Annotated in this window: 20 protein-coding genes and 1 pseudogene; 15 read left to right on the top strand and 6 right to left on the bottom strand. The window is 57.3% G+C overall.

Going from position 1 to position 15,077, the window contains the following annotated elements; all coding sequences use genetic code 11:
- Nucleotides 1-70 precede the first annotated feature (70 nt).
- Nucleotides 71-250 carry a hypothetical protein gene (locus AC1DNK_RS27345; RefSeq protein ID WP_477944222.1) on the bottom strand — a complete coding sequence of 60 codons (180 nt, stop codon included), beginning with the start codon at nucleotides 248-250 and terminating at the stop codon, nucleotides 71-73.
- 171 nt (nucleotides 251-421) lie between these two features.
- On the opposite strand from AC1DNK_RS27345, the gene AC1DNK_RS27340 reads away from it, so the two are divergent.
- From AC1DNK_RS27340 to AC1DNK_RS27325, 4 genes are all read left to right on the top strand, one after another.
- Nucleotides 422-820: a DUF1236 domain-containing protein gene (locus tag AC1DNK_RS27340; RefSeq protein WP_112390657.1), complete on the top strand. Its 399-nt coding sequence runs from the start codon at nucleotides 422-424 to the stop codon at nucleotides 818-820.
- Between the two features lie 110 nt (nucleotides 821-930).
- Entirely contained in the window at nucleotides 931-1,137 is a 207-nt protein-coding gene (locus AC1DNK_RS27335; RefSeq protein WP_477944221.1) for a hypothetical protein, read from the top strand.
- A gap of 44 nt (nucleotides 1,138-1,181) precedes the next feature.
- On the top strand, nucleotides 1,182-1,346 hold the full coding sequence (locus AC1DNK_RS27330) for a hypothetical protein (RefSeq protein ID WP_477944220.1): 165 nt from the start codon (nucleotides 1,182-1,184) through the stop codon (nucleotides 1,344-1,346).
- Nucleotides 1,343-1,957 (top strand): BA14K family protein, encoded by a 615-nt coding sequence (locus AC1DNK_RS27325; protein WP_477944219.1) that lies wholly within the window; start codon nucleotides 1,343-1,345, stop codon nucleotides 1,955-1,957. Before AC1DNK_RS27330 ends, AC1DNK_RS27325 begins: the two co-directional genes overlap by 4 nt.
- 245 nt (nucleotides 1,958-2,202) lie before the next feature.
- Here AC1DNK_RS27325 and AC1DNK_RS27320 read toward each other — a convergent pair whose 3' ends face one another.
- Nucleotides 2,203-2,412 carry a hypothetical protein gene (locus AC1DNK_RS27320; RefSeq protein ID WP_477944218.1) on the bottom strand — a complete coding sequence of 70 codons (210 nt, stop codon included), beginning with the start codon at nucleotides 2,410-2,412 and terminating at the stop codon, nucleotides 2,203-2,205.
- 353 nt (nucleotides 2,413-2,765) lie between these two features.
- Between AC1DNK_RS27320 and AC1DNK_RS27315 the strand changes: the two genes are divergently transcribed.
- A complete protein-coding gene (locus AC1DNK_RS27315; protein ID WP_477944217.1) occupies nucleotides 2,766-3,008 on the top strand; it encodes a hypothetical protein in 243 nt (80 codons plus the stop codon).
- A gap of 86 nt (nucleotides 3,009-3,094) precedes the next feature.
- Here the strand turns inward: AC1DNK_RS27315 and AC1DNK_RS27310 are convergent, their stop codons facing one another.
- Nucleotides 3,095-3,316: a hypothetical protein gene (locus tag AC1DNK_RS27310; RefSeq protein ID WP_477944216.1), complete on the bottom strand. Its 222-nt coding sequence runs from the start codon at nucleotides 3,314-3,316 to the stop codon at nucleotides 3,095-3,097.
- Between the two features lie 323 nt (nucleotides 3,317-3,639).
- Here AC1DNK_RS27310 and AC1DNK_RS27305 point away from each other — a divergent pair, with 323 nt between their 5' ends.
- The 4 genes from AC1DNK_RS27305 to AC1DNK_RS27290 all read left to right on the top strand — a co-directional run bounded on the left by AC1DNK_RS27305 (nucleotide 3,640) and on the right by AC1DNK_RS27290 (nucleotide 7,224).
- On the top strand, nucleotides 3,640-5,355 hold the full coding sequence (locus AC1DNK_RS27305; protein ID WP_477944215.1) for a PAS domain S-box protein: 1,716 nt from the start codon (nucleotides 3,640-3,642) through the stop codon (nucleotides 5,353-5,355).
- A gap of 61 nt (nucleotides 5,356-5,416) precedes the next feature.
- The gene (locus tag AC1DNK_RS27300) at nucleotides 5,417-6,544 is read left to right on the top strand and encodes a PAS domain-containing protein (RefSeq protein WP_477944214.1); all 1,128 of its coding nucleotides are present in this window, start codon (nucleotides 5,417-5,419) and stop codon (nucleotides 6,542-6,544) included.
- Nucleotides 6,541-6,966, top strand: a complete 426-nt coding sequence (locus tag AC1DNK_RS27295; RefSeq protein ID WP_112390651.1) for a response regulator — start codon at nucleotides 6,541-6,543, stop codon at nucleotides 6,964-6,966. Before AC1DNK_RS27300 ends, AC1DNK_RS27295 begins: the two co-directional genes overlap by 4 nt.
- 48 nt (nucleotides 6,967-7,014) lie before the next feature.
- Entirely contained in the window at nucleotides 7,015-7,224 is a 210-nt protein-coding gene (locus AC1DNK_RS27290) for a hypothetical protein (RefSeq protein WP_477944213.1), read from the top strand.
- Between the two features lie 41 nt (nucleotides 7,225-7,265).
- Here the strand turns inward: AC1DNK_RS27290 and tkt are convergent, their stop codons facing one another.
- Nucleotides 7,266-9,293 (bottom strand): transketolase, encoded by a 2,028-nt coding sequence (gene tkt / locus AC1DNK_RS27285; protein ID WP_477944240.1) that lies wholly within the window; start codon nucleotides 9,291-9,293, stop codon nucleotides 7,266-7,268.
- Between the two features lie 399 nt (nucleotides 9,294-9,692).
- Between tkt and AC1DNK_RS27280 the strand changes: the two genes are divergently transcribed.
- From AC1DNK_RS27280 to AC1DNK_RS27270, 3 genes are all read left to right on the top strand, one after another.
- On the top strand, nucleotides 9,693-10,307 hold the full coding sequence (locus AC1DNK_RS27280; RefSeq protein ID WP_477944212.1) for a TetR/AcrR family transcriptional regulator: 615 nt from the start codon (nucleotides 9,693-9,695) through the stop codon (nucleotides 10,305-10,307).
- A 71-nt stretch (nucleotides 10,308-10,378) separates the two neighbouring features.
- Nucleotides 10,379-11,110, top strand: coding sequence for an SDR family NAD(P)-dependent oxidoreductase (locus AC1DNK_RS27275; RefSeq protein WP_477944211.1), 732 nt, complete (start codon nucleotides 10,379-10,381; stop codon nucleotides 11,108-11,110).
- On the top strand, nucleotides 11,091-11,672 hold the full coding sequence (locus tag AC1DNK_RS27270) for a VOC family protein (RefSeq protein ID WP_477944210.1): 582 nt from the start codon (nucleotides 11,091-11,093) through the stop codon (nucleotides 11,670-11,672). The genes AC1DNK_RS27275 and AC1DNK_RS27270 overlap by 20 nt, the downstream gene beginning before the upstream one ends.
- A 47-nt stretch (nucleotides 11,673-11,719) precedes the next feature.
- Here AC1DNK_RS27270 and AC1DNK_RS27265 read toward each other — a convergent pair whose 3' ends face one another.
- The gene (locus tag AC1DNK_RS27265; protein WP_477944239.1) at nucleotides 11,720-12,265 is read right to left on the bottom strand and encodes a CGNR zinc finger domain-containing protein; all 546 of its coding nucleotides are present in this window, start codon (nucleotides 12,263-12,265) and stop codon (nucleotides 11,720-11,722) included.
- Here AC1DNK_RS27265 and AC1DNK_RS27260 point away from each other — a divergent pair.
- Entirely contained in the window at nucleotides 12,164-12,385 is a 222-nt protein-coding gene (locus AC1DNK_RS27260; protein ID WP_477944243.1) for a hypothetical protein, read from the top strand. The two genes, AC1DNK_RS27265 and AC1DNK_RS27260, sit on opposite strands and share 102 nt — an antisense overlap.
- 26 nt (nucleotides 12,386-12,411) lie before the next feature.
- Nucleotides 12,412-13,371 (top strand): DMT family transporter, encoded by a 960-nt coding sequence (locus tag AC1DNK_RS27255; protein ID WP_477944209.1) that lies wholly within the window; start codon nucleotides 12,412-12,414, stop codon nucleotides 13,369-13,371.
- A gap of 33 nt (nucleotides 13,372-13,404) precedes the next feature.
- On the opposite strand, the pseudogene AC1DNK_RS27250 reads toward AC1DNK_RS27255, so the two are convergent.
- Nucleotides 13,405-13,518: pseudogene (locus AC1DNK_RS27250) on the bottom strand (non-homologous end-joining DNA ligase); the annotation flags it as partial.
- Between the two features lie 836 nt (nucleotides 13,519-14,354).
- Between AC1DNK_RS27250 and AC1DNK_RS27245 the strand changes: the two are divergent.
- Nucleotides 14,355-14,603: a YMGG-like glycine zipper-containing protein gene (locus tag AC1DNK_RS27245; protein WP_112390668.1), complete on the top strand. Its 249-nt coding sequence runs from the start codon at nucleotides 14,355-14,357 to the stop codon at nucleotides 14,601-14,603.
- Nucleotides 14,604-15,077 lie beyond the last annotated feature (474 nt).

Here is a 15,077-nt window from a genome sequence, read left to right as displayed (position 1 = left end):
ACTGCGTGTCCGACAGACATGGTACTACCCTAGAAGAATTCCAGATAGCTGCGTGACATCTCGGGTGCCTTTAGTTCGGAACATCGCGTGTATCGAGGATGTCCGCGCCGGCAACACTCCTGGTGATCTGCGTATCGCCCGACATGGCCGCGCCGAAGAAATAGAGTGCGCCGCACGGGAATGCGACAAAGGCGATGACGGACGCATTGATCGCGACCGGGCCGGCGGAGGGTCTATGGATGATGCTCATAATTGCACTCCTTCATCGCTGTAGCAACGAGGCAAAATGGCCGCGGTTCCCGACCCCCGACTATGGTCCGTGGTGCCCCGGACTGAGGTCCGATATCGGGAACAAGCGATACCTTTGGCGGATTATGGGGCCGCGGTCATAAGGGCCGCTCAGCGACAAGGAGAAATAAGAATGCTCTCTAAGGTTATGGTAGGCGTGGCTACGGCCGCGACCCTCATGTCGGGCGTCGCACTCGCTCAGTCGTCCACCGTCAATGGCGCTGCAGGCGGAGCCGTAACCGGCGCGATTGTCGGCGGACCTGTCGGCGCTGCAGTCGGTGGTGTGGCCGGTGCCGTCGTTGGAACGGTTATCGATCCGCCGCCGCAGAAGGTCGTAACCTATGTGCGTGAAGCACCGGCACCTTCAGCTACAGTCGTCGTCAAGGAAAGGGTGGTAGTGGGCCAGCCGCTTCCCGAGACCGTCGTTGTAACCCCAGTCCCCGAAAATCCGAAATATGCCTATGCGGTCGTGAATGATGAGCGCGTCATCGTAGAGCCGACGTCCCGCAAGGTGATCCAGGTCATCAACTGACCTGATCCCGGACGCGGCTGATGCCGCGTCCTTCCTTGGTCAATACGAAACGAAATCCAGCCGCACTTGTGGGGCATGGCCGCGTGCGGCCTGAACCCAGAGAGATGGTCATGAAAAAGAAGTCCCTTGCCATGCTGGTGACGGCGCTGTCGATCGGTGTTTCGTCTATCGGCCTCATGTCCGCCACTGCCAAGGATGCCCCGATCATCAAAAAGAAGGGTGCAGCCCAGACCGATCAGTCCGGTGGTTCTGCGCAGCAACAGCCGCACGCCAGTGGCGCCCAAGGGGCGCAGCCTGAAGCCGGTGCCGTAACCTAAGCTGGTGGCGTTCGCTCCACCGTTTTTTTCTTATGGAGAGACAGATGAACTACGGGGAAACGAAATCGGCAAGCGTCGTTCTTCCGATCGTCGCCATACTGATGGCAATGGCCGGCTGCATCCTCATTCTGCTTTCAAATGTCGATCGCGGTGACGAAAAGCAGGGCAGGGTATTCGTTCCAATCGAGCAGCGGGAGCCTGGCAAATGAACGCGGTCGCATCACTGACATTCGGTATCGTGACGTCCGTCGCCGTTTGTGTCGTGGCGGCATCTTTGGCCTCCATCGTCATGGCGAAATCGGAAACGCGTCAGCTCGCCGATCTTTCCGCGCCCGATCTTTGGACGACAGGTCCGGTTCGCGTCGATCCGGGTAAACAGAATTATCAGCGAATCGCGCCAGCTTATTCGAGTTACGTGACCGGTGCGCCTAAGGTCATCGTGGCCGCGCGCACGCAGGATCCAGAACCTGTCGCGGATTCTGCGGCAGAACCGGCCATTCCGGCAGAGCACCTCACTTGGTGCTCGCATCGCTACCGCTCCTACAATCCCTCCACCAATAACTACCGCGCCTTCAGCGGCGAGATGCGCAGTTGCACCTCACCCTTTGCAGAGCAGGCTGGCAGCAGCCGCGAAGAGGTTGTCACACAAAATGCAATGGCCGGTGCTGGTCGTGCAGGAGGAAATCAAGCCGCATCAGGTTGGTGTGTCGAACACTACCAGTCCTACCGTGCGCAAGACAACAGCTATCAGCCTTTCGAAGGACCACGCAGGCAGTGTGAAGCACCGTCGCGCGATGTCCTCGTTACGGCCTCGTATTAATCGGCGTTCGAATAAAACACTCGATTTTGACGTCACGCCTGACCATCGTGAATTTTATTCCTTTTGGCTCAGGGCGCACATTCCGCCAAGTGCGCCCACTTTTGCGCGAGTGCGGGACCAAATTCCGCAGGCTATTGCGGTCCATTCTACTCGATGAGGTCAAAAGCGCGAGGAACGCGATATTCGCCAGCAGGTCTGGTGTTCCGGCAACCGCTTGGCGAGTGACTTTTTGGGTCCAGGACGAATTATCCACTCGCTGTTGGTCGCGAGACCATCTCCAGAAAGTCGAATTCTTCAAGCATGGAATGTGCTTCGTTGCCGAAACGAGCGACGGTCCAATATTCCCGCTCCTTGCCGAATACTGTGGAGACGTAAACGACTTCGATAATGGCATCAGGGGTTGTCTTAATTGCCCAGTAGTGCTGTTCTGGCTCGATTAGCGACGGATCCAACACGATTTACCTCTTCTAAGTACTGCATTGGATTAGCCCGGAAGGTTCCTGGAAGGATACCCCGGACCTTGGTCCAATATGTGCTGGAATCGAAGTGCGTCCGCCCATTCGTTCTAAGTGACAATAACGGGTACAACACCGATGGGGGCTAGCTCTCGGAGTCGTGTTCGACGCTATGTCAGACTAAGGTCTGAGCAATGTCGGACTGAAGTCCGACCTCGGAACCTGGAGCAATTAGAGCCGTTTTTCATCTCAATGAAGAGGGAGTGACTATGCCTTTCAAACTTTATGTGGCTGCGTCCGCAGCCGGACGCTTCTCGTTTAATATACCATGCTACATCTGCGAGATCATGTAAGTGGACTATGCTTCAACACTGAACGCTTCACGCAATGTCGCTGACTTGTGCAGTCAAATGCGGCGGCGCTTTGACCCATCATTCTTCCTGCAAGAGATCGACATAATTGCCGATGATCTTGCCAAGCTGCCCCCATCGATCGATAGGACTGCACTTGAGCTTCGCATAGCCCAAATGCGGCAAGCAGTTGAATTTTTTTCGCAAAATGCAGGCTTCCGTTGTCTTGCTGAACAATGGACCTGAAACAGCGAAGACGAAAGTCGCGCCGTCACTAAGCCGTTTGAAACATTCAATGTTCTTAAACTTGAAGTTGCTCAATAGAATTGGCGCTAGCCGGCAAGATCACTCAGCCCGCGATGCTTAGACATGGCCATCTCCAGAGCCGACCGGGTATCGTGGCCCTCCCGATAAAGGGTGATTATGATCGCTGCGGCGAGCTCGGCTTCCGGGCTGCCTTTTAGGACTCGGTGCGCGTCCAGCCAATTTTGGAAAGCCTCATCAATTGTCTTGAGCTCCATCGGTCCGAATGCCGTTTCCAGAAACGCGCGCATAGCCTTCCCCCTTCTTTGCGGCGCCCATATGGGAAATGCGGCGTGCGGGGTCAAGACCAATAAGAGTTGATAAACGGACGAGAAACCCTACGCCTGAGTTTGCATCTCACGCTGATTTCATTGAGGAAAGGCCTTGCAGGGAGTTGGTTGCGCCATAAATCTGCCAACTGACAGTTTGGGAACAAGGTGCGGTGGCGCAATGGGAATGTAGAGCGGATACCAATGAGGAGCGAAGCGGGGAATATTTTCGAAGGGACCGACGAGATCTCTCGCCTTATCGAGAGCGGAAACTGGGACGGTCCCATCCTGGGGCCGCCGTCAAAATGGTCTGTCTGCCTCAAATCCGCCGTCGACATCATGCTGCCAGCGATGGCTCAGATCGTGATGTTCTGGGGACCCGACCTTGTCGCGCTTTACAACGAACCCTACGCTCCGACGATTGGCCAACGGCACCCCAAGGCGTTTGCCGGCCCGCACGAGAGAACTGGGCCGAACTTTGGGATGATCTTGAGCCACTTTTGCGCCGGGTGTTGGAGACCGGAGAAACGGTGGCTGCAAAGGATCGTCCCTTCTACATCGAGCGGCACGGCTACCCGGAAACGGTCTATTTCGACATCTCCTATTCGGCCATTCGCGATGAACACGGCACAGTTCGCGGGGTCTTCTGCATCGTCAACGAAACAACTGATCGCGTCCGCGCTGACCAGGCGTTGCAGGGAAGCGAGGAACGGCTCCGGGCGGTTGTCTCCCAATCTGCAGCTGGTATTGGTCAGGGCAGACTGGAAGGCAAGATCCTGCACGTCGACCGCCGGTTCTGTGAGATCGTCGGATATGAAGAGGAGGATCTCGTCGGGAAGGACATCGTCGACATCACCTTTGCCGCTGACATGCCCGAGCAAACCCGTTTGTTCAACCGGCTTGCCGAGACCGGCCAAAGCTTCGACATGGAGAAGCGCTATGTTCGTAAGGACGGTAGCCTCGTCTGGGTGAACAATACGGTTTCCGCTTTGCGGGATGACGAGGGGAAGATCCATCAGGTTGCCGTTGTCTCGGTTGATATCACTGAACGCAAGCAGGCTCAGGAAGCCGAGCGGCGCCTGGCCTCTATCATTGCTTCCTCCAACGACGCGATCCTTGCGATCGACTTGGACATGACGATTACGGCCTGGAACCGTGGTGCCGAGCAGCTTTATGGCTACACTGCTGAGGAGATTGTGGGTCAGTCTGTCCTGGTGCTTGTACCAAAAGACAGGCGTGACGAAGAGCCGGGCATGCTCCAGCAGATCAAAGCCGGTTTCGTGATAGAGGCCTACGAAACACAGCGTCGCCGCAAGGACGGCCATCTGGTTGACATTTTGCTCAGTGTCTCACCGGTCTATGACCCGGCTGGCAAGATCATTGGTGCCTCGAAAATTGCCCATGATATCTCCGCAAAAATAGAAGCCGCCCGGCTTCAGGCGGTTCTGATCGGTGAGTTGCATCACCGCGTGAAGAATGTTTTTGCAACGGTGATTGCCATTGCGCGTCAGACCGTCGCGCAGGCGACTGACATACAAGCTGCGATCGCTGCGTTCGAAGCGCGCCTCTCGGCAATGGCCCACGCTCATGATCTGCTTGCCGAAGGTGACTGGCAGAGCGCGGACCTCGTCGCGGTGGTCGAGCAGGCCACTGCGCCTTACCCGCCGGAGCGATTCACCATTTCCGGTCCATCCGTTCTCCTGCCTCAAAAGGCAGTTGCGACATTGTCGCTCGCCTTGCACGAGCTCGGAACGAATGCCGCCAAATATGGAGCCCTATCTACTCCAACCGGACGGGTGTCGATCATCTGGAGCTATGACCCCGAAACCTCGGCTCTCAGCCTCCGCTGGCAGGAAAAGGGCGGGCCGACGGTCGCTCAACCGAACAAGAAGGGCTTTGGATCTCGCCTGGTCGAGCGCTTGCTGGCGGCGGAGCTCAACGGAACGTCGGCAATCATTTATGACGCTGCCGGCGTCGTGTGTGAGATCGGGGCGGTGTTGCTACCGCACCCTATAAAATGACTGGCAGGAACGAATTCAGCCGCCGCGACTTCTGTTGTCGGTTAACACAATCAGGATCACAATGCAGGAAAAGGATCAAAATCGGCGGGATGCGCGCAGCGCCGGAGACCGCCTGGTCGCCGGGCACGTCAGCGAAGACCCGTTTGCGGCGGCGTTCAAGGCTACGCGCATGCCAATGATCGTCACGGATCCCAGCCAGCCTGATAATCCGATCATCTTCTGCAACGATGCATTCAGGAAGCTAACCGGTTACAGCGACGACGAAATCATCGGCCGGAATTGTCGCTTTCTGCAAGGGTCGGAAACGGACCGGGAGACAGTCGCCAAAATCCGCGACAGCATCGTGGCGGGCCGGGATGTGGCCGTCGACATTCTGAACTATCGAAAGGATGGCAGCACGTTCTGGAACGCCGTCTTCATCAGCCCCGTACGGGATGAGGCTGGGTCAATCATCTATTTCTTCGCCTCCCAGGTGGATTTCACAACGGTCAAGAGCCGCGAGGCGGACTTGGCGGCGGCTCGTCACGAGGCCGAGGGGGAGGTTGCAAAACACACGGCCAATCTTCGCGCAGCCTTGGAGGCCCGTACCCTGCTCGTTCACGAGGTCGACCACCGGGTGAAGAACAACCTCTTGACCATGGCCTCGATCGTCAAGATGCAGGCGCGTATAACGACGGACGATCTGCAGAGGAAAACGCTTATGTCGGTCCTTAACCGCATCGAGGCTCTCAGCACGGTCCAACGCAAGCTATTCACGCTCGACGACGTCTCGAAATTCGACATGTCGGAGTTCACCCGTGAACTGGTGACCGATCTGGTCGATGCAACCGGCCGAAAGGACATTCTTCTATCTCTGGATCTCTCCCCGCTTCTCGTGCCGGCTGTGAAGGCGACGCCGCTGTCCCTAATCGTCAACGAGCTGGTCGGGGACGCCGTTCGCCGTGGTTTGAGCGACGGTGGCGGAGATATTCATGTTGTCGTCCGGCGCCTCAACGGTCATTTCCTGATCCGCGTCGAAGACACGTCGGAACCGGTCGAGCCGGATCGTGAGAGCGCTCAGCTCGGAAAACTGTTGCTGGAAGCATCAGCCTTGCAGCTGGGCGCTGATATCCAACGGAAACAGGACGGCCGCAAGACGGTCGTCGATGTGGTGCTGCTTGTCGGCGACCATCAGGAGAGTGCGCATTGAAAGTCATGATCGTGGAAGATGAGATGTTGCTCGCCATGGAGCTCGAAAGCGAAGTGGAGATGGCGGGTCACCAGGTCACGGGGCTCGCCATGAGCAGTGCCCAGGCCCGAGACCAGATCGGCAAGGCGAAGCCAGATTTCGCTTTCGTCGACATTCACCTGATGGATGGGCCAACCGGGATTGATGTCGGGCGCGAGCTGGCGGCGGCCGGCATCCCCTATGTCTTCGTCAGCGGCAACATCAAGCGAATCCCACCAGACTTTGCCGGTGCCCTTGGAGCAATCGAAAAGCCTTACACGATGAACGGCATGAAGAATGCGCTGGTCTATGTCTCGGCAATCATCCAAGGGGACGACAGCGGTGCACCGCCAGCGAGCCTGGTCCTGGCGGAGGATGCGAATGCCGGAAAGAGCTTTGGCTAAGATGCTAAGGAGTATCTGCTAAATGCCGATCGCACGTGGGAGGAAACAATGAACCAAAATCAAAACATTTTAAAAGAGGTCAAGCCAAAGCTTCTTGCTCTGGTCGAGGAGCTCGTCGCCAAGGGCGCCGAGCGATCCGCGGTGATCTACATGATCGAAAAGGAATCCACCCAGCTTCGTGATCCTGTGGACGACAGGTCCGATCGTCAGATCGACGAGCCCTCGAACGATTGGCCGGCGGCAGGCAGGTCCCAGTAGGTCTTGCCTGCCATTCAACCTCGGCGTTGTGGCCTGGACAGTCAGACGCGGGCCAATGTTTTCCTGGCTGCGCGTATGACGGCATCTGTTGTGATATCGAACTTCTTGTAGACGTCGCCGATTTTGCCCGAGGCGCCGAACTCATGCATGCCGACGAATTCGCCATCGAGGCCAAGATAGCGGTCCCAGGAATCGCGGACAGCCGCTTCGACCGCGACACGCGCTCGCGTCACGCCAAGGACCTGATGCTGATAACTCGGATCTTGTCGCTCGAACACGAGACGGCAGGGCATCGAAACGACAGCTGTCCTTATCCCGTCTTTTTGCAGGACATCCCTTGCCTCGACCGCCAAATGAAGCTCGGACCCTGTTGCGAAAATTGTCAGCTGCCGCTGTCCACCTTCAGCCTCAAGCAGGACGTAACCGCCCTTCGCCGCATGGTTTTCTGAGGACGGGTCCCGCCGCAGGAGGGGCATAGGCTGTCGCGAGAGTGCGATCAGCGCCGCTTCGCGCGGCGTATCGAGGATTGCCTCCCAGCATTCTGCCGTTTCGATCGGATCTCCTGGTCGATAGACGGCAAGCCGCGGGATCGCCCTGAGCGCGCTGAGATGCTCGATCGGCTGATGGGTCGGCCCGTCCTCGCCAAGCCCGATAGAATCGTGGGTCATGACGAAGATCGAACGGATTTCCATCATCGCAGCCAAGCGGATCGAAGGACGGCAATAGTCGGAAAATGTCAGAAACGTCCCGCCATACGGGATGAGACCGCCATGGAGCGCCAAACCATTCATTGCGGCCGCCATGCCGTGCTCGCGTACGCCGTAATGAATATATGAACCATCGAAATTGCCGGGCGTGATTTCCGCCTGGTTTTTTGCCCTAGTGTTGTTGGATGGGGTAAGATCCGCCGAACCGCCAAGCAGTTCAGGAATCGCATCGAACAGGTGGTTCAACACAATCCCGCTTGCCTGGCGGGTTGCCAGATCTTTCTCGGATGCGACGAGCTCATCCTTGGCGGCGGCGATGGCCGAGCGCCAATTCTGCGATAGTTCGCCCTTCATCCGCCGCTCAAAATCGCGGTTTTCACTTTCATCAACCCGCTTTGCCCAGACCGCCCGTTCCGTGCGACCCTTCGCACCGATCTTGCGCCAGGCGGCGAGCAAATCGTTAGGGATCTGGAAAGGCGGCGCTTTCCAGCCGAGAATGTCGCGGGCGCCGGCGATCTCCTCTTCACCCGGCGCGTCGCTATGGGCCTTCTGGGTGCCTGCCTTGGTCGGAAACCCGAACCCAATGACGGTCTTGCAGGCAATCAGCGACGGGCGGTCTTTCACTTTCTGTGCCTCAATGATCGCGGCGCGAATGGCATCGGTATCATGACCGTCGATCTCCTGGGCATGCCAGTTGGCTGCCCGAAAGCGAGCTGGCTGGTTTTCGGATTCGGCAAGGCTTGTCGCACCATCGATCGATATGGAGTTGTCGTCCCAGAAAGCGATGAGCTTACCGAGCTTCAGATGACCGGCCAGCGATATCGCCTCATGGCTGATCCCTTCCATCAGGCAGCCATCACCCACAAAAACATAAGTGTTGTGGTCAACCAGATCGTCGCCGAAAGTAGCGTTCAGGAGCCGCTCGCCAAGCGCCAGTCCAACCGAATTGGCCAGCCCTTGGCCAAGCGGTCCGGTCGTGGTCTCGATACCGGTCGCATGATGATACTCCGGGTGGCCAGCGGTCCGACTATCGATCTGACGGAAGCGCCTGATCTCCTCGATCTTCATATCTTCATAGCCTGTCAGGTAGAGCAGACTGTAAAGCAGCATCGACCCATGGCCGTTGGAGATGAGAAAGCGATCCCGGTCGAACCAATGCGGATCGGCGGCGTCAAACTTCAAGAAATCGGAAAACAGCACCGTTGCGATATCCGCCATGCCCATCGGCATGCCCGGGTGACCGCTCTTGGCCGCCTGAACCGCATCCATCGACAGAAAGCGGATGCAATCGGCCATATCGCGCAAATGCTGATCTTTGGGTGCGGGGACGGTTTTGCGGGACTGGTCAGTGATGTCTGACATGATCATTCCTCTTGCGTGCCCGTCCCTGCAAGCGTACGAGCCGCAGTTCAAAGGCATCTTTCTTGGAAGCGTTTTGACGGTACGTGTTGGAAAACGACAGGATAAGCGGCAAGTTCCATGACCAATAAAGCTGCCCGGCTCATCAGCCGACGCTAATGGGCTATATCGTGTTACGGTTGTGCAGTGTTCAAAGCTTTTGACGTCATGATGAGCGCGAATGGCATTCACTGCTCGGCCGACGCCGGCTTTCCCAATTCGCCTTCCAGTGAGATGGATTTGGGCGGTTTCGCCTTATGGCAAGCGGGCAACACTTGTGTGCGCTGACAGGCCAGCCGTTTGCAACCCTGATGGGACGGCATCGCTGGAGACCGAAGACAAGCGGCAGCCTCTAGAGTGTTATTGACAGATCAGTCCATAATAGCTAACTATCATGCCATGGCGAGACCTAGAGAATTTGACCGCGACGCGGCATTAGAAAAAGCAATGCAGGTGTTTTGGGCGAAGGGGTTCGCTTCAACGTCCACCGACGATCTATGTGGAGCGATGGGCATTGGCAGGCAGAGCCTATATGGCGCGTTTGGTGATAAGCGGACCCTCTACCTTGAAGCGTTCGGTTCCTACCTGCAGCGGATAGGGACGGCTCATTTGAGCAGACTTTCTTACGGCAGTCCGATTGAAGGAATAGAAAATCTCTTGGCAGGTCTTGCGCCAGAAGACGATCGTGAACGGGCGCTGGGCTGCATGGGCGTAGGATCTGTCGGTGAATTCGGAACAACGGATCCAGACCTCAACCTTCGTCGCAAGGCGTCGGGCGAAATGCTCATGAGACATGTCGCGCAGAGGATTGTCGAAGGCCAAGAGCGCGGGGAGATTGCTCGCAAGCTCGATCCCGCCGAGACGTCCGCCTTCGTTGTTATGACAATGACGGGATTGCAGATTGCCGCGCGTGGCGGTGCATCTGCAAAGGAGTTAAAAGCGATGGCGCGGTTCGCAACCTATCGCCTGATGCCGTAAGACCCGCTTTGTGATCGGAGCGGGTACTTTTCGAATAATTATGGACTGATGTATCAAAAATGGAGAACCTTATGACGGTCAACGAACCCAGAACCGCTCTCGTCTTCGGAGGCGCGCGCGGAATAGGTGCTGCTTCGGCCCGCAAACTTGCCAAGGATGGCTTTGACGTTGCCTTTACCTATGTGTCGCGGCCAGACACCGCCTCAGAACTCGTTTCGGAGATCGAAGCCGACGGACAGCGTGCCATCGCGATCCAGGCGGACAGTGCGGACCCACAGGCCATTGAAGCAGCGGTACGTACGACCGTGGAAAGGCTGGGCGCAATTGACGCCGTCGTTGTGAACGCTGGCATTCTTCGCACTAACACGGTCCACAAAGTTTCGCTTGAGGAGCTTGATCTCATGATCGATGTCAATATCCGCGGCGTGTTTCTCGCGATCCAGGCTGCGGCGGCGAGAATGAAGGATGGTGGCCGGATTATTACGATCGGCTCCAATACCGCCGAGCGGACCGGTATGCAGGGAACAAGCGTGTACCAGTTCACAAAGGCGGCTGTCGCGGCAATGGTCAAAGGATTGGCGCTCGATCTCGCACCGCGACGCATCACCGTGAACAACGTGCAGCCCGGCCCGACCGACACTGACATGAATGCTGGCGCTTTGGAGTACCTGTCCGAGCGTAGCCCCATGAAGCGCGTTGCTCATCCGTCCGAAATCGCGGAGCTCGTAGCCTATCTCGCCGGCCCTGGCTCCTCCTACATGACCGGTTCCAGCTTGACGATAGATGGCGGCTGGGTGCTCTAGCGCGACACCTACGATGGGTGCGATGCAGCCAGGTGGCAGCATCGCCATGCCTTACCAGAGCCACTCAGCCGCCAAGGCATCCGCCAGCTCTGGGGAACCGTCAAAGGATTTAAGGCTTACCACTTGGTATTTGATTTGCGGTCGCGGGAGAATTGCGATGTATCATTTGGGTCGGGTAATCGATCATATTCATCTTCGGGTCTCAGATCTCCAGGCCAGCCGGAGGTTCTATCGCGCGATCTGTGATGCGCTTCATCTTGAGGGCGTTTTCGGGGAGGGGGCAGACCACTTTGTGATCGATGAAATCTTTGTGGATGCTGCCGACGATTACGTGTCGCGAATCCACCTGGCGTTTCAGGCTCGCTCGCGAGAAGACGTCGACGCGTTTCACCGGCTGGCGCTCGAAGCCGGAGGCCGTTCCAATGGAGGGCCCGGTCTGCGGCCATACCACGACAGATACTATGCAGCTTTCGTGCTCGATCCAGATGGGAACAATATTGAAGCCGTCTGTGATGCCCCAAGTTTGCGCAGCGCAGATTCCGTCGTGGTCGAACGAATATAATCGGTCAACGGCCAACAGCTTCAGCTGCCAGTTAATGGCGTGGCTCGTTAATCGACGCGCTCTGCCCGGAATTTCCGCACTCGGGCAGCCGAGCCACAAGTCTTGTCCGAACACCACCGCCGGTGACCGCCGCGAGACTGATCTAGAAATAGCCAACCGCAGTTTCTTCCCTGACATATCCGTACCGCGCGGCGCTGCTGCCGCGATATCAGGAGATCCGCTGCCAAAGGCGCGATCCGCTCTGCGATGGCAGTCATCGACATGGCAGGTGCGTTGCTCCAGGTAACGCCGTCCTTCCCTTTTCGCAGGCTTCGTTGCCCGGCTGCGAGTCGACAAGCGGAGCCCAGGTGGTCGAGATCGTGTTGATCACAAGCCGTCTCTTGGGCCTCCGCGCTGAATATACGGTGAAGGGATTCCCTAAGGATCTTGGCATTCTCGAGTTCTGCGTCCGCCACACCAGGGTTGTTTGCCGCCTTGTCTAGCAAGACATTATGTTCAGATCGATCCACCAGACCGGCGCGAAGAGCCCAACCGACCAGATCCCCAAACGACGTGAGGAAATCTGGGCCCCACCTCTCGCCGCGACTGTCTATCGTATTGACAAAGTCGAGCGCTACGTGGCCGCCGAGCAGACTGATGTCGTCAATGGTTTTGAACGTCTCCATAACGCCAATATCGTATCAGGGAACGATTTGAGCAAGGGCGTGTTGTAACGGTATAAAAAGCTTTTAACCGTTACATGCGAGGACGCGCGATGGTCGCCGGTCTAGACACGAACAAGGTCCGATTCCTTATGCTCTGCCTCATTTGGGGGAGTACTTGGATTGGTATGAAAACTGGTATCGAGGTCGTGTCGCCGCTGGTGTTTGCGGGGACACGCTTTACCGCGGCTGGTGGTTTGCTCCTCATTTATGCTCTGGCGAAAGGCGAAGGCGCCCTTGTCCGGAGCAAGGACTTTATTCGGCTTTTCGCGGTGAGCATCTTTATGATTACCCTATGCTACGGGCCACTGTTCTGGGGCATGCAGTATATAGAGACCGGCACTGCAGCGGTCTTGGAAATGTCACTAACGCCGATTGCCCTCCTGTGCTTTGCCCTGTTGCTGCGTGAAGAGGCTTTGAGTGTGCGGCGGATCATCGCCCTAGGGCTGGGAGTTGCCGGCCTGGTCGTCCTGTTTTGGCCATCCACGACAGTTGCTGCATTGCTTAAGCCGGAGGCCTTTTCGGGCGCAAATCTGTTAGGTGGCATTGCGGTGGCGTCGGCGGCGTTCACCTACGGCTACGGATCGGTCCTCGCCCGCCCGCTCCTTCGCGCCTATCCGGCATTGTTGATCGCAGGGATCACGACATTTGTTGGGGGGCTGGGCCTCGTCGTCATGGCGATGATCTTTGAAACCGGTGCGTTGGCAGCACTTTCAGGAGATTGGGGCTCGATCGCCTGGATGAGCTGGCTTTTCCTAGTCGTCTTCGGTTCGCTGGTTGGTTACACCACATACATGCGCCTGCTAAGAGATGTCGGAGCTTCAAGGGCAGGAAGCTATGCGTTTGTATCGCCTGTCATCGCCGTGGCGCTTGGAGCGATGTTGTTCGCCGAGGAGGTTACACTGCTAGATATCATTGGTATCATGGTGATGCTCAGCGGCGCCTATCTCGCTATGGCGGACGCACCTACCGCGGTCGCAAAGGCCTGCACCGAATAATCGGCCGTTTCTGTCATGGAGTCTGTGCACAGCCATGTCGAATACGACGGCGTTGACCTGGATCTCTCTCAAGCCTTCATAGGTTAAATGGCGCAAGTTGTAGTCGTCCATCCACCCACGGAACTCGATCTCGGCGATCAAGGTCGCTGAGTAAAGATGACGTTCTCGGCCCCCGATGGGACCGGTTTCTCTATGTTAAGTTCATCCAGCGGCGCCAGGACGACGACAAGTCGCGACCTGTTTGAGTCGCCAGACCTGAGGTGCAGCTGTCTACGTGGCGGGGATCGCGTAAACAGAATTACGCATGATGCAGAGAACACCACTATCTCACGTTTGGTCGAAGACGAGGCTCTCCGAAAGGCCGGACGCGACCGTTGCTACGCCCACCGCAAGCCTAAGAGGTCCCAGGCTACGGCGACTGCGAAACGAAAGGCAAAGCGGTCGCGCGTAGCGCAAAGCACGGGTTAGCTCTGCTTGAGCCTACAGTTCCATGGTTCTTATCCCATCGAACAATAGTGCTGCAGGCTGCTTTCAGTCGGTGTGCAAATCACGATACTTGGCCGCCGCTCGCCTCCGCGTGTAGAAAAGGCCCCGGCAGGCAACTGGGGGAGGCGCGCCGGAGCCCTTGTTCGCAGCGTGCATGATGAGACACTGCAGCTGACAACCGTTGGGCGGCCAAGTTGTTCCGCTTGGAGGAAGAAGCCGCGCGAGCTCCTGAAGGAACGCTCCCATACGGCAGAGATTTATAGGAAGAGGGCAGTGAGACGCTCGTGTGTTCCGGTTGCCAATCTGACGCCTTGCAGGCCGCAGCCGTTATGGCTGCCGCGGGCCGCCCGCAGACCCGCAAGTGCAGGTGATAACGCTTTATTACTCATGAAATTGGAACAAATGCCGAGCCAGGATCTTTTTGAGGCACTTCGACCTTTGCGGTTTCCTTCAAAGGCGAAGAAACAGGGGAGTTCAGAATGTCCAGAGCGATCTCAATGGCTGTTATTGCCATTTCATCGGCATCAATGCTTGCAGCGTGTACGCCAACCGAAAGAGGCACGGCAATCGGCGCCGGAACCGGAGCAATCATCGGCGGTGCAGTCACCAACAGTTGGGGAGGCGCGGCAGTGGGTGCTGTAGCTGGCGGCGTCGCCGGCGCGCTCATAGGACGGTCGACGGAGCGCCGCGGCTACTGCATCTATCGTGATCAGTACGGCCGCAAATACGAAGCACGGTGCCGTTGAGCCTGCATCGTTCCAATACGATGCTTCCGACAGAAGTCGGACCTTCCGGGCCGGTTCATACGAGCCGGCCCGTTTGAGGATATGCATCACGAGCCATCTCGCATTGTGCGGTACGTGCGGAAACAGGCCCATTATCACACCCCGGTCGGAAGGCCCTTGCGTATACCTGCCCGTCTCCGCGATTAGTAAAAAGCCCGCGTTGGCGGCGACGCCGCTAGCGAATGGTCAGCTTGAGTAGAAAGTCGCTTGCTAACGCGCCTCCCAACGCGCTGTAGCGGCTTTGCGGGTGGTCATTGCATAATCTACCGCCCGTCAACTAAACCAAGTGCCTAGCGATGCTTCGCGGTTTACTGGAAGTCAGTTACGGGTGGTTGATCCGTGCTGGTCAGCGCCGGCAGCTTCGCTCCAGATAGCGCTTGCAACTATCTAGCAGGCCGCTTCTTCACTGGGACAACGCCCATTTCTCGATCCAGC

Source organism: Rhizobium sp. 01N424 (assembly GCF_056399485.1).
The sequence above is the reverse complement of the archived record's forward strand: the minus strand, read 5'-3'. Positions and strand labels throughout refer to the sequence as shown.

Excerpts from the sequence above, each read along its gene's own strand:
- AC1DNK_RS27275 (WP_477944211.1), top strand. The coding sequence starts at position 10,379 with ATGACGGTCAACGAACCCAGAACCGCTCTCGTCTTCGGAGGCGCGCGC.
- AC1DNK_RS27260 (WP_477944243.1), top strand. The coding sequence starts at position 12,164 with ATGTTCAGATCGATCCACCAGACCGGCGCGAAGAGCCCAACCGACCAG.
- AC1DNK_RS27345 (WP_477944222.1), bottom strand. The coding sequence starts at position 250 with ATGAGCATCATCCATAGACCCTCCGCCGGCCCGGTCGCGATCAATGCG.
- AC1DNK_RS27300 (WP_477944214.1), top strand. The coding sequence starts at position 5,417 with ATGCAGGAAAAGGATCAAAATCGGCGGGATGCGCGCAGCGCCGGAGAC.
- AC1DNK_RS27325 (WP_477944219.1), top strand. The coding sequence starts at position 1,343 with ATGAACGCGGTCGCATCACTGACATTCGGTATCGTGACGTCCGTCGCC.
- AC1DNK_RS27310 (WP_477944216.1), bottom strand. The coding sequence starts at position 3,316 with ATGCGCGCGTTTCTGGAAACGGCATTCGGACCGATGGAGCTCAAGACA.
- AC1DNK_RS27330 (WP_477944220.1), top strand. The coding sequence starts at position 1,182 with ATGAACTACGGGGAAACGAAATCGGCAAGCGTCGTTCTTCCGATCGTC.
- AC1DNK_RS27255 (WP_477944209.1), top strand. The coding sequence starts at position 12,412 with ATGCGAGGACGCGCGATGGTCGCCGGTCTAGACACGAACAAGGTCCGA.
- tkt (WP_477944240.1), bottom strand. The coding sequence starts at position 9,293 with ATGTCAGACATCACTGACCAGTCCCGCAAAACCGTCCCCGCACCCAAA.
- AC1DNK_RS27340 (WP_112390657.1), top strand. The coding sequence starts at position 422 with ATGCTCTCTAAGGTTATGGTAGGCGTGGCTACGGCCGCGACCCTCATG.
- AC1DNK_RS27290 (WP_477944213.1), top strand. The coding sequence starts at position 7,015 with ATGAACCAAAATCAAAACATTTTAAAAGAGGTCAAGCCAAAGCTTCTT.
- AC1DNK_RS27335 (WP_477944221.1), top strand. The coding sequence starts at position 931 with ATGAAAAAGAAGTCCCTTGCCATGCTGGTGACGGCGCTGTCGATCGGT.
- AC1DNK_RS27305 (WP_477944215.1), top strand. The coding sequence starts at position 3,640 with ATGGTCTGTCTGCCTCAAATCCGCCGTCGACATCATGCTGCCAGCGAT.
- AC1DNK_RS27245 (WP_112390668.1), top strand. The coding sequence starts at position 14,355 with ATGGCTGTTATTGCCATTTCATCGGCATCAATGCTTGCAGCGTGTACG.
- AC1DNK_RS27270 (WP_477944210.1), top strand. The coding sequence starts at position 11,091 with ATGGCGGCTGGGTGCTCTAGCGCGACACCTACGATGGGTGCGATGCAG.